The organism is Pseudomonas sp. PDM05, from assembly GCF_014851685.1.
GTDB lineage: Bacteria > Pseudomonadota > Gammaproteobacteria > Pseudomonadales > Pseudomonadaceae > Aquipseudomonas.
The window spans coordinates 139,070-151,680 of the sequence record NZ_JACVAC010000009.1 but is presented as its reverse complement, the minus strand read 5'-3'; the positions used below and the strand labels follow the sequence as shown (position 1 = coordinate 151,680).

The 12,611-nt window shown below is 62.3% G+C and carries 11 protein-coding genes and 2 riboswitches; of the genes, 7 read left to right on the top strand and 4 right to left on the bottom strand.

The genetic code is table 11. From position 1 onward, the window contains the following. The first annotated feature begins 32 nt into the window (after nt 1–32). Entirely contained in the window at nt 33–1,058 is a 1,026-nt protein-coding gene (locus tag IB241_RS18615; RefSeq protein ID WP_192299688.1) for an acyltransferase family protein, read from the top strand. A gap of 59 nt (nt 1,059–1,117) precedes the next feature. Continuing rightward, on the top strand, nt 1,118–1,702 hold the full coding sequence (gene nfuA / locus IB241_RS18610) for a Fe-S biogenesis protein NfuA (protein ID WP_003190728.1): 585 nt from the start codon (nt 1,118–1,120) through the stop codon (nt 1,700–1,702). 129 nt (nt 1,703–1,831) lie between these two features. On the opposite strand, the gene cobM is transcribed toward nfuA, so the two are convergent. The 4 genes from cobM to IB241_RS18590 form a co-directional block, all read right to left on the bottom strand. After that, on the bottom strand, nt 1,832–2,578 hold the full coding sequence (gene cobM / locus IB241_RS18605; protein ID WP_192299687.1) for a precorrin-4 C(11)-methyltransferase: 747 nt from the start codon (nt 2,576–2,578) through the stop codon (nt 1,832–1,834). 70 nt (nt 2,579–2,648) lie between these two features. Then, entirely contained in the window at nt 2,649–3,041 is a 393-nt protein-coding gene (locus IB241_RS18600) for a cobalamin biosynthesis protein (RefSeq protein WP_192299686.1), read from the bottom strand. Continuing rightward, on the bottom strand, nt 3,038–3,736 hold the full coding sequence (locus tag IB241_RS18595; protein WP_192299685.1) for a CbtA family protein: 699 nt from the start codon (nt 3,734–3,736) through the stop codon (nt 3,038–3,040). Before IB241_RS18595 ends, IB241_RS18600 begins: the two co-directional genes overlap by 4 nt. An 11-nt stretch (nt 3,737–3,747) precedes the next feature. After that, the gene (locus tag IB241_RS18590) at nt 3,748–3,936 is read right to left on the bottom strand and encodes a CbtB domain-containing protein (protein WP_192299684.1); all 189 of its coding nucleotides are present in this window, start codon (nt 3,934–3,936) and stop codon (nt 3,748–3,750) included. A 96-nt stretch (nt 3,937–4,032) separates the two neighbouring features. After that, nucleotides 4,033–4,234: riboswitch (cobalamin riboswitch) on the bottom strand. A gap of 694 nt (nt 4,235–4,928) precedes the next feature. Beyond that, a riboswitch (cobalamin riboswitch) is annotated at nt 4,929–5,129 on the top strand. Between the two features lie 92 nt (nt 5,130–5,221). Here IB241_RS18590 and cobW point away from each other — a divergent pair. The 5 genes from cobW (at nt 5,222) to IB241_RS18565 (ending at nt 12,556) form a co-directional block, all read left to right on the top strand. Then, nucleotides 5,222–6,283: a cobalamin biosynthesis protein CobW gene (gene cobW, locus IB241_RS18585; protein ID WP_192299683.1), complete on the top strand. Its 1,062-nt coding sequence runs from the start codon at nt 5,222–5,224 to the stop codon at nt 6,281–6,283. Nucleotides 6,284–6,286: 3 nt separating this feature from the next. Continuing rightward, nucleotides 6,287–10,048 carry a cobaltochelatase subunit CobN gene (gene cobN, locus IB241_RS18580; RefSeq protein WP_192299682.1) on the top strand — a complete coding sequence of 1,254 codons (3,762 nt, stop codon included), beginning with the start codon at nt 6,287–6,289 and terminating at the stop codon, nt 10,046–10,048. Then, nucleotides 10,048–11,046: an ATP-binding protein gene (locus IB241_RS18575; RefSeq protein WP_192299681.1), complete on the top strand. Its 999-nt coding sequence runs from the start codon at nt 10,048–10,050 to the stop codon at nt 11,044–11,046. The genes cobN and IB241_RS18575 overlap by 1 nt, the downstream gene beginning before the upstream one ends. 53 nt (nt 11,047–11,099) lie before the next feature. Continuing rightward, entirely contained in the window at nt 11,100–11,702 is a 603-nt protein-coding gene (locus IB241_RS18570; protein WP_318652602.1) for a vWA domain-containing protein, read from the top strand. A 413-nt stretch (nt 11,703–12,115) separates the two neighbouring features. Continuing rightward, a complete protein-coding gene (locus IB241_RS18565; protein ID WP_192299679.1) occupies nt 12,116–12,556 on the top strand; it encodes a hypothetical protein in 441 nt (146 codons plus the stop codon). Nucleotides 12,557–12,611 lie beyond the last annotated feature (55 nt).

Genomic DNA, 12,611 nt, shown 5'->3' with positions numbered 1-12,611 from the left:
TACCATGCAGCAATGGAAAAGGTACCCCGAAGATGCTGGTTTCAGTGCAGGCACTACGCGCCTTGGCGGCTTGGGTTGTGGTGGGGCATCACTTCATCCAGGTGTTTTTCAACTTTGAGGTCGATACCCCGCTGGCCTATTTGTTCGCCGATAAAGGTGCCATCGGCGTGGACGTGTTCTTTGTCATCAGTGGCCTGGTGATTTTTCTCGCAACAGCCGACAAGGCGCAGACACCAGGGCGTTTCATGCTCATGCGCGTGGCCAGGATCGCTCCCGCGTATTGGTTCTATACGCTGCTCATGGCGTTACTGGTCATGACGGTGCCTTCGATGTTTCTAGAAACGTATGTGGTGCCCAGCCATGTGCTGCAGTCGCTGCTGTTTATTCCGGCGGAACACCCCGGCGGCTTTGGGCGTTATCCGCTAGTGGATGTCGGCTGGACCCTTAACTTCGAGATGCTGTTTTATGGGCTGTTCGCCCTGACCTTGTGTTTTCGCAGGGCTTACCGGTTGTGGATAGTCGCCACACTGCTGTACCTGGTGTGTGGCGTCATCAGCCCCGCCTTTGACCTGTTTGGCGGTTTTTACCGCAACGACATTGTCCTCGAATTTCTGATGGGCATCGTCATCGGCATGCTGTATCACCGTGGCCTGTGCCGAGCCCCGGCGTGGTTGCCGTTGCTGGGTATCGTGGCGGCCTTGGCCGCGATTTATCACGGCGCGGACGTTCCGCGCGCGCTGGAGTGGGGGGTGCCCAGCGCGATATTGGTCATCTGCTTTGTCACGCTGGAGCCTTTTTTTCGTCATTCGCGTGTCTTGAAGATGCTCGGAGATTGCTCCTACTCGGTGTATTTGCTCCACACCATGGTGCTGTGCGCCGGGCGATGGTTTGCCGAGCGCACGGGCGTTGATCCCTACGTGATGCTGCCGGTTTGCATCCTGGTGACGGCGTTCGCCTCATTTGGCAGCTACCACTGGCTGGAAAAAGCGGCGTACAGCAGGCTCAAGCAGTGGTTGGGCATTGATCAGCCGCCCATCCTTTCCCGACAAAAATACTAGGACTTTGTACCTGCGTAATATTTTGGCGTAAACTGCCGGCAAGCCTGTGAGGAGTTTCCATGACTGCCATAACCATTACCGACGCCGCCCACGATTACCTGGCTGACCTGCTGTCCAAGCAGAACACCCCGGGTATCGGTATCCGCGTCTTTATCACCCAGCCTGGCACCCAGTACGCCGAGACGTGCATTGCCTACTGCAAGCCAGGTGAAGAGAAGCCTGAAGACACCGCGCTGGGGCTGAAAAGCTTTACCGCGTATATCGACGCCTTCAGCGAAGCCTTCCTCGACGACGCGGTAGTCGACTACGCCACCGATCGCATGGGCGGCCAATTGACCATCAAAGCGCCCAACGCCAAGGTGCCAAATGTCAACGCTGACAGCCCGGTGAACGAGCGTATCAACTACTACCTGCAGACCGAGATCAACCCGGGGCTGGCCAGCCACGGCGGCCAGGTCAGCCTGATCGATGTCGTGGACGACGGCATCGCGGTGCTCAAGTTTGGTGGTGGTTGCCAGGGCTGCGGCCAGGCGGACGTGACCCTGCGCGAAGGTATCGAGCGCACCCTGCTGGAGCGTATTCCAGAGCTTAAAGGTGTCCGTGACGTGACCGACCACACGCAGAAAGAAAACGCCTACTACTGAGTAAGGTGTTCACTGCGAAGAAAAAACGGCGCCCCGTGAGCGCCGTTTTTTTATGCATGCTTTTCAACGCCTTACGCTGTTTTTCTAACAAATGGGTTTAAGTGTGGGAGTGGGCTTGCCCGCATTCCTTCATGGGCGGTAAAGGTGTGCGTGGCCTGCCCGGTACAGCGATGACTCGCTGAAACTGTCACTGGCCAACACCCGACCCACCACAATCAGCGCGGTACGCCGAAACCCCTTGGCTGCGACCTTCTCGGCAATATCACTCAAGGTCCCGACCGCCCAATCCTGATCCGGCCACGTCGCCCGGTGCACCACCGCAATCGGGCAGTCTGCGCCATAGTGCGGCAGCAGTTCAGCGACGATTTTCTCCAGATGGTTGACCCCCAGGTGAATCGCCATGGTCGTGCCGTGCCGCGCCAGGCTGTCGAAGTCCTCGCCGGGGGGCATGCTGGTCTTATCCGCATAGCGGGTCAGGATGACGCTCTGGGCGATGTCCGGAAGGGTCAGCTCGGTCTCCAGTAGCGCCGCGCAGGCGGCCACGGCGGTGACGCCAGGGATGATCTGGAAAGGGATGCCCAGCTCGCGCAAACAGCGGATCTGCTCGCCAATCGCGCCATACAGGCTCGGATCGCCGGAGTGCACGCGTGCCACATCCTGGCCTTTGGCGTGGGCGGTTTTGATCAGTTCGATGATCTGTTCCAGATGCAACTCAGCGCTGTTGACGACGATTCCTGCCTGGTGACCTTCCAAAACCGCCGCTGGCACCAGGGAGCCGGCATAGATGATCACCGGGCAACTGCGGATCAGCCGCTGGCCTTTTACGGTGATCAATTCCGGGTCGCCGGGGCCTGCGCCGATGAAGTAGACGGTCATGGGGAATTCCTGTTGAAAAGCGGGCGAGCATGAAGATTGCTCATGATCGGGAAGGGCGATTATCGGGATTTTAGTCGGCGCAAGCCAACGCAAAGGTGGCCTGGGCGGTTTTTTTGCGGGTGATCAGCAGGCGCGCAGGGGCGCCAGTGAGGTGCTCGGCCAGTGCCAGGGCGGCGCTTTCGGCGATGCCGTAGCAGCCGGTATGGGCGAAAGCGACAGCGGATCTGTGGCTCAGGCGGTCGGCATAAGCCCCTAGCCCGGCCGCGCTGAAGCAGTGCAGTGGCAGATTCAGCAGCGCGGCCAGGGCGAGTAATCCGGGTTCATCGCGTTTGCGATCAATACTCGCCAAGGCCGTAACGTGCCGGCGCTCGATACCACCCTCGGCGAGGGCGGCGTCGAACAGGCTCAGCAGGGTGTGAACATCACAACCCCGCTGGCAGCCCAGGCCGGCCACCAGGGTCATGCCGAGTATTGATCGTCACGGTTGCGGCGGAACAGCCAGGCGCTGATCAGGCCCAGGGCCAGCCAGAACGCCACGTTGGTCAACTGCGATGCGATCTTGAACTGCGCTTCCAGCGCTTCTGGGGCCAGCATCGAATGCACCTGCGGTTGCGGTGCGCCAATCACGTGGGGAACCACCAGGATTGCCGCCCCCAGTGCTTTGAGCAGCCAGTTGCGCCCGAATACGATCAGCGCGATACCGGCCGCGGTGGACGCTGCGGTACCGATCCACCACGTCTGGCGCAGTGCGAGGTCGGCGGCAGCCGTGCCCGGCAGCTCAGGCGGCAGCCCCAGGGTCGGCGCCAGTACGAAGGTCGCGTAACCAGCCAGCCCCCACAGCAGTCCTTGGGCGGTGCGGGTTGGCGCGCGCAGGGTGTACAGGCCGGCGAGCATCAGTGCGAAACCGACCGCCACTACCAGGTTGCCACCTGTGGTAGAGAGTACGCGCTGCCAGCCGTCTTCCGGCTCCCAGGCTTCGGCGTCGTGGGTATGGGCAGCGGTGCCGGCGGTATGCTCGTGCATCACCTCGGCAGGGGCTTTTTCAAAGGTTTCCGCCTGCAAAATCAGCGGGGCGACCCAGAAGCTTTGCAGCAGGGTCAGCAGCAGGGCGGCCAAAAGTCCGCTGAACCCTGCGGTTTGCGCAATACGCTTGATCATGTCGGCAGGTCTCAATGGCACGGGAACGCGGCGCTGTGGCGGGTATCGTGGGCAGCGTTGTGCACCGCCTCGATATGCGAGAAACCGGCGAAATACACCAGGCACGCGCCGAGGATCGACGCACCGATGGCGGCGGTCAGGCGTTGGCTCAGGGTAGAAGTGCGGCTGGCGGAGTGCGAGGTGCTGCTGATGATCGACATGGCGCGTCCCTTTCAGGTGTCTGGGTGAAACGAGCGCATGAAAACCCCGCGAGCCAGGCACGCAGGGTTCTGAACAGCGCCCGCCCACCGCGGGTTTGTTATCTGATTTTTTCGGGCCGGTCTCCGGGCTTGCGAGGGGCTCAATGCCTGAAAACGTCGCCTTCCCATGCCTTGGGCACAGTGGATATGACGTTTCGCTCGCTTACCGTTGCGGGGGCAGCACCGGACTGTCATGCGCACATGAGTCACCGGTTTCCCGTTTCACCCTTTGCAGGGCACCCGAAACAAGATGTGTAGGAGAGCATGGGGGTGGGAGGGGAGTCAATTGGGATGTGGTTTTTGGTGGTGGTGGGGTACATATCCGTTTCTTCGGTAACGGCGGCTTATGGTTCCGCTCTTACAGCGGGTCACTTTGGAAAAGCCCCAAAGTAACCAAAGGGCTCTTGCCCCAACACTCGGCACCTCGCCCAGGCTCGGTGTGCCCTCACTCCGGCTTGAATCCGTGGGCCGCCGTCATGGGCCATCCCAGGCCCAGGACGGCTAACCCGGCGTCCTGCCGGGTTGCCCACGGATTCAAGCCTGCGTTCGGCCAGCGTGTTTAACGGGGCAAGTGAGATCAAAAGCCAGAGCGCGGCGGCCTTGGAGCCGACCGGTATTTTTTATGGTGTTCACCCTCGACTTTGGGAGCTGGCTGGCCTGCGATGCAGGCGCCTCGGTACATCAGGCACACCCAGTTGATGCCATCGCAGGCAAGCCAGCTCCCACAGGGGAGCCCGCCCGCTTTCTCGATCAGGCCGGCTGTCAGGCCGCCCAAATCCATGTCGGATTAAGGGCACACCGAGCCTGGGCGAGGTGCCGAGTATTGGGGCAAGAGCCCTTTGGTTACTTTTGGGCTCTTTCCTAAAGTGAGCTGCCGTAAGGAGTCGCCGTTACCTAAATATCGGATATGTACACGAACCCAACCCCATCATTGACCATCCCCCAAGCACTGCGTAGCCTTGCACCCTCGAGGTTCTTCGGCCCAGGCCGAAGCTAAGAAGGGAACGCGGTTCAAGCCGCGGCTGCCCCCGCAACTGTAAAGGGTCCAGTTGACTGCCACGCCACTGCCGACAAGGCGGGAAGGCGCAGCCAGCGCCGGTCGCAAGATCTGCAAGCCCCAAGCCAGGAGACCTGCCTCGCAATCGATTTTTCAATTCAACCGGGCGGGGTGATCCGGTGACGAAATCCGCTGCTGCGCACTGTCGCAGGGCCTATCGTCCCGTATGCCCGCCCCCAAGGGCATCCGATGAAAACACTGGCCAAACTCCCCGTCACCATCGTTACCGGCTTTCTTGGCTCGGGCAAGACCACCTTGCTGCGCCATATGCTCGACAACGCCCAGGGCCGTCGCATCGCCGTGATCGTCAACGAATTCGGCGAGTTGGGCATTGACGGTGAAATCCTCAAGCAGTGCTCCATCGGTTGCACCGAAGAAGAAGCCAACGGCCGTGTCTACGAGCTGGCCAACGGCTGCCTGTGCTGCACCGTGCAGGAAGAGTTCTTCCCGGTGATGCGCGAGCTGGTTGCCCGGCGCGGCGACCTCGACCATATCCTCATTGAAACCTCTGGCCTGGCTTTGCCAAAACCCCTGGTACAAGCCTTCCAATGGCCGGAAATCCGTAGCGCCTGCACGGTTGACGCGGTGATCACCGTGGTCGATAGCCCAGCCGTGGCCGCCGGCACCTTCGCCGCATTCCCGGACCAAGTCGACGCCCAGCGCAAACTCGACCCGAACCTGGACCACGAATCGCCGCTGCACGAGTTGTTCGCCGACCAACTGGCCAGCGCCGACTTGGTGATCCTCAACAAATCCGACCTGATCAGCCCGGAAGACCTGGCCCGTGTGCGCCTGGAAGTCGCCGAAGAACTGCCGCCGGCCGTGAAGATCGTCGAAGCCAGCAGCGGCCGTCTGCCGCTGGACGTGTTGATTGGCCTGGGCGCGGGCTCCGAAGAGCATATCGACGCTCGCCACAGCCATCACGATCATCACCACGAAGGTGAAGACGACCACGACCACGACGCCTTCGACTCGATTTCCATCGACCTGCCGCAAGCCGACGAGGCGCTTTTGCTCGACGCCCTGACCCAGCTGGTGGTGCAACACAGCATCCTGCGCGTCAAAGGCTTCGCCGCGATCCCGAACAAGCCGATGCGCCTGCTGATCCAGGGCGTAGGCACGCGTTTCGATAAGCACTTCGATCGCGCCTGGGCGGCCGACGAAGCACGCATCACACGTCTGGTACTGATCGGTCAGGACCTCGATGCGGCGGGCCTCGAAGCGCAACTGCGCGCTGCGCTCAGCGTTTAACCCATGCACCTGCTCAGGACCCAGCCCGGTGGTTTCGTCTCGGACGACAATATTGCCGACCTTGGCCAAACCCCCGCTGAACTGGTGATCCTGTGCAGCGGCGACTCCAGCCTGGCGCTGCTGGCCGAAGCGGCCCAGCAGTTGCCCGACGATTACCCGAGCCTGCGCCTGGCCAACCCCATGCAGGTGCAGAACCACGCCTCGGTCGACCTGTATGTCGACGAGGTGTTGCGCCACGCCAAGGTCATCCTGATCTCGCTGCATGGTGGCATCGGCTATTGGCGTTACGGCATCGAGCGTCTGGTGGAGCTGGCCGAACGCGGTGTACAACTGATCCTGGTGCCGGGCGACGATCGCCCCGACCCGGAACTCAGCGGTTTGAGCACCGTTGGCGCACAAGAACGTGATCGCCTGTGGCACTTCCTGCGCCAGGGTGGCTTGGGCAATGCGCTGGATTTCTATCGCTGCCTGGCCAGCGCTTACCTGGGGCGCGACTATGCCTGGGCCGAGCCGCAAACCCTGCCGCGCACGGCGATTTATCACCCGCACAAAGCCAACCCCCGCTTGAATGACTGGCAGGCGGATTGGCAGGCCGAGTTTCCGGTGGCGGCGGTGCTGTTCTACCGCTCTCACTTGCAGGCGGCCAATACCGGTTTTATCGATGTGTTTTGCCAACGCTTGCAGGCTGCGGGCCTGAACCCGTTGCCGATAGCGGTGGCCAGTTTGAAAGAGCCCGGCTGCCTGACGGTCGTCGAGGACCTGCTCGATGAGGTCGGCGCGGGGCTGATCCTGAACACCACCGGGTTTGCCCAATCCAGCCCGGAAGCGCCGCATTTGCGCCCGTTTCGCCGCAATATCCCGGTGATCCAGGCGATTTGCGCCCAAGACAACGAGCCGGGCTGGCAGGCCAGTGAACAAGGCCTGGGCCCGCGCGACTTGGCGATGCATATTGCCTTGCCGGAGCTGGACGGGCGCATCATCAGCCGGCCGATCAGCTTCAAGGATCTGGCCTGGCGCAGTGAGCGCAGCCAGTCGGATGTGGTGTGTTACCGCGCCGCGCCCGAGCGCATGGATTTTGTTGCCGAACTGGCGCGCCGTTGGGTCGAATTGGCACGGGTACCGAATGCGCAGAAACGCATCGCGCTGATCCTCGCCAACTACCCGACCCGCGACGGCCGTATCGGCAACGGCGTTGGTCTGGACACACCGGCGGCGGCGCTGAACATCCTGCGTGCCCTGCAAGCCGAAGGGTATCCGCTGCCCGACGAATTGCCTCCGAGTGGAACGGCCCTGATCCATGACCTGCTCGGTGGCGTCACCAACGACCTCGACAGTATTGATCTGCGTCCCTGTCACCAAAGCCTGGGCCTGGACGACTACGAGGCGATGTTCAAACGCCTGCCCGAAGCCAATCGCCAGGCGGTTATTGAACGGTGGGGCACGCCCCATAACGATCCGATGTTCCGCGACGGCCGCATGATGATCGCCGGCCTGCGCCTGGGCCTGACTTTCGTCGGCATCCAGCCTGCGCGGGGTTATCAGGTTGACGCCAGCGCGGTGTACCACGATCCCGATCTGGTGCCGCCTCATGGCTACCTGGCGTTCTACTTCTGGCTGCGTCACACCTATGGCGCCCACGGCGTTATCCATGTGGGCAAGCACGGCAACCTGGAATGGCTGCCGGGCAAGGGCGTTGGCCTGTCGGAAAACTGCTGGCCCGATGCGCTGCTGGGGCCGTTGCCGAATATCTACCCGTTTATCGTCAACGATCCGGGCGAGGGTGCCCAGGCCAAACGCCGCACCCAGGCGGTGATCATCGACCACCTGATGCCGCCGCTGACCCGTGCCGAAACCTACGGCCCATTGCGTGACCTGGAACTGCTGGCAGACGAGTATTACGAAGCGCAACTGCTCGATCCTCGCCGCGCCCTCGAGCTGCAAAAGGACATCCTCAAGTTGGTGCGCGAAACCCGCATCGATCAAGAGCTTGAACTGGATAAAGAAGCTGACGCCGCCATCTGGCTCCCGCGCCTTGACACTTATCTGTGTGACTTGAAGGAGTCACAGATCCGCGACGGCCTGCACATTTTTGGCCAGTCGCCTGACGGCCGTTTGCGCATCGACACTTTGCTCGCGCTGCTGCGTATCCCCCGTGGTGATGGGCGCGGTGCGCAGTCGAGTTTGCTGCGGGTATTGGCCAAGGCCTTCGAGTTGGGCTTCGATCCGTTGGATTGTGCACTCGCCGAACCCTGGACCGGTCGCCGTCCCCTGGTGTTGCAGAAGATCGACCCGCAGTTGTGGCGTACCGCCGGGGATACCCGCGAGCGCCTGGAGCTCTACGCGGCGCGCTTGATCGAACAGGCTCTGGAAGGCCCGCTTGAGCAACTGGAGGAGCCTGGCTGGGAAGGCGTGAAGGCCGTCATTGAAAGCCTGCGCATCGTCGTTGCGCCGCGCCTGGATGCCTGCGGCCCGGCGGAAATGCGCGGCCTGCTGGATGCCTTGAGCGGTCGGTTCGTGCCGGCGGGGCCCAGCGGTGCGCCGAGTCGCGGGCGCCTGGATGTACTGCCCACCGGGCGTAACTTTTTCACGGTGGACGTGCGCAACCTGCCGACCACCACGGCCTGGCGCATCGGTTTTCAATCCGCCAACCTGATCCTTGAGCGGCACTTGCAGGATCACGGCGACCACCTACGCCAGCTCGGTTTGTCGGTGTGGGGCACGGCCACCATGCGCACCGGCGGCGACGATATTGCCCAGGCCATGGCGCTGATGGGCGTGCGCCCGGTCTGGGCCACGGGCAGCCAGCGGGTGGATGACTTTGAAATCCTGCCGATCAGCCTGCTGGACCGCCCGCGTGTTGACGTCACGCTGCGGGTGTCGGGGTTCTTCCGTGATGCCTTCGCCAACCTGATCCGCCTGTTCGATGCGGCGGTGCAGGCGGTGGCGGCGTTGGACGAGCCGGACGACCTGAACCCGTTGGCGGCCAAGGTGCGCAGTGAGCGCGAGGCGTTGCTGGCGTCTGGCCTGGACGCAGAAGCTGCGGCGAAACAGGCCGGCTGGCGCATCTTCGGCGCCAAGCCTGGAGCCTATGGCGCGGGCGTGCAGGGTGCGATTGACGGCCGCCTGTGGCAAAGCCGCGAGGACCTGGCGGAGGTCTACCTGAACTGGGGTGGCTATGCATATGGCGGCTCCGACGAGGGCACCGCCGCCCGTGGGCAGTTTGCCCAGCGCCTGAGCCAGGTACAGGCGGTGTTGCAGAACCAGGACAACCGCGAGCATGACGTGCTCGATTCCAACGACTACTACCAATTCCAGGGCGGCATGCTCGCTGCCGTGGAAACCCTGAGCGGCGACAAGGCCGCCAGTTACCATGGCGACCACAGCCAGCCGGACTTGCCGAAAATCCGTACCTTGAAGGAAGAGCTGAACCGGGTGATCCGCTCCCGCGCCGCCAATCCCAAGTGGATCGAAGGCGTGAAACGCCACGGCTATAAAGGTGCGTTTGAAATGGCTGCGACCGTGGACAACCTGTTCGCTTTCGACGCCACCACCGCGCTGATCGACGATCACCAATACGCGCTGCTCGCCGACGCTTATTTGCTCGACCCCGACACCCGCGCCTTTGTGCAGCAACACAACCCCGCCGCCCTGCGCGACATGGCCGAACGCATGCTTGAAGCCCAGCAGCGCGGCATGTGGCAGGAGCCGGGGGCTTACCGTGAGGCGTTGGAAAACCTGTTGCTGGATATAGAAGAAGACAGCTGATGACTGATATTCCCCATTTCCCGCTGTCCGCCGTGGTCGGCGCCGACGCATTGAAACTGGCGCTGTGCCTCACCGCCATCGACCCGAAGATCGGCGGTGTGCTGATCGAAGGCCCGCGTGGCATGGCCAAGTCCACCCTGGCGCGGGGCTTGGCGGACCTGCTGGTCAGTGGTCAGTTTGTCACCTTGCCGTTGGGCGCGACGGAAGAGCGTCTTGTTGGCACGCTGGATCTGGACGCGGCATTGGGGGAGGGGCGGGCGCAGTTTTCGCCGGGGGTGTTGGCCAAGGCTGATGGCGGCGTGCTGTATGTCGACGAAGTCAATCTGCTGTCCGACCATCTGGTGGATCTGTTACTGGACGTGGCTGCCAGCGGCACCAATCTGATCGAGCGTGACGGCATTTCCCATCGCCATTCGGCGCGTTTCGTACTGATCGGCACGATGAACCCGGAGGAGGGCGAACTGCGCCCGCAACTGCTTGATCGCTTCGGCTTCAACGTGGCGCTGAGCGGGCAGACCTTGCCCACGGAACGCGGGCAGATCATCCGTCGGCGCTTGGATTTTGACACTGACCCCGCGGCGTTCTGCGCGCAGTGGGCCGAGCAGCAAGCCGCTCTACAGAGGCGCTGCACCGAGGCGCGAGCGCGGCTTGAGGCTATTGCGCTGGATGACCAGACCTTGGCGCAGATCACCGAGCGTTGTTTCGCCGCCGGAGTCGACGGCTTGCGCGCGGACCTGGTCTGGCTGCGCGGCGCCAGGGCCCATGCGGCCTGGCGTGGTGCCAGCGCCATTGGCGAAGAGGACATCGAGGCCGTCGCCGACTTTGCCTTGCGCCATCGCCGCCAAGAGCAATCTCCGCCGGCCAGCCCGCCGAACCAAGGGCAATCCCCCAAGTCCTCTGACACCTCTCCCGGCCAAGGCCAATGGGGCGACATGCCCGCCGCCGCCTTACCCACGGGCGCCCGGCGGGAAGTCCCCACCTGGCCAAAAAAGCCCTAGGCATTCGCCCTCGACCTGACGCGGGGGCGGATGCCCGACCCAAGGCAGGACGCGTGGAGAAAGGCCGGCACGGCAAGGCACGTAGCGCGCAGTACGGCTCGATCAACTGGCCGGGCACCCTGCTCGGCGGCCGCCCGCAATCGCGGGAAGACTTGCTGTTTCACCTGCGCAGTCGCTCGGCCCATGAGCTGTGGCTGGTGATCGTCGATGCCTCGGCCTCCACCCGCCGCCATCAAGCATTGACCGACGCCAAGGGCTTACTGGCCCAGTTGTTTGACGACGCCTATCGCCAGCGTGCGCGCATGGCGTTGCTGACGGCCAGTGGGCACGCGCCCACGTGGCAAGTGCAGGGTCTGAAGGCCGCCAAAGGCTTGGCGGGCTGGCTGGCCCAATTCGGCGCTGGCGGAGGCACGCCGCTGCTCGCCGCACTGACCGAGGCCGGACATTGGTTGGCGGCGCGGCGTAAACGCTATCCGGCTGAGCAACAGCGCTTGTTGCTGATTACTGATGGGCGACTCAGGGACATCGCCGGGTTGCCCGCGATGGAGTGTCCCGGAGTGCTGGTGGATATTGAGCGTGGTCCGATCAGACTGGGGCGGGCGAAAGCCCTGGCGTTGGGGCTGAATTTGGATTACCGGCATATCGATGGCTTGTAGGTGTTGATACGCGATCGGGAAGGGTCGTTCTTTTAAAGTCGAATATTCCGACATTAATCGTTGATAGCCACTCTTTACTCTCTGGGTTTTTACACGCTCAGGAGTGAAGGGATGATTTCCTGCGTATTGTCTGCACTATTTTTTGATCTCAACCTAGGCAGAGCCGCGAGCTTCAATCTGCCGTCGTCCAGGGTCAAAACTCAGCCCTCTCAACTGACCGAGCATAAGTCCGTGGTCTCCGGGTTTCTCTGGCTGTTTCCCTTGCGAAACCAGGAGTGAACTATGCCATGGCCAACTTGTTTTCTCGGTTTTTCGAGCTCTTCAGTCCCGCTCGACACACGCCGATCTACTTACCCGACTCGCCCACGGCACAGAGCCGCTCTGCTCATTCAACTGCGCCTGCGCCAACACCTTTGCCACTGAAGAACTGGAGCCATCCCTTCAAGGACAAAGCTCATCCGATTCTGCAACTGACCCAAATGGCCAAGGCTGCAGCAGGTTACTACCCCGTGGGACGCAATGGCCTGTGGCACGGTGGCGTGCATTTCGACGGTGGCACAGCGGGGACTCTGGATCAATCCGGCGTGCATTGCCTGGCCGATGGTGAAGTGGTGGCTTATCGCATCGATCAGCACTCGCCCGGCACGACCTACTTCTTTGAAAAACTGACGGTGAAAAAGCCGTTTTCACGCAACTTCGTGTTGGTGCGTCACCGTCTTGAGGTACCAAAAATAGAGGGTAGCCCAGACACCCCGCCAAGCCTGGTGTTCTACAGCCTGTACATGCATTTGCGCGACTGGGCGGTGTACCAGGCGGATCCGGCCATCGTACGGCCGGGATTCTGGCCCGGGTAGGAAGTTGGCCCACTATATTAATGCTCAAGGCGTGGATTATCTCTCGGCCAGAAAG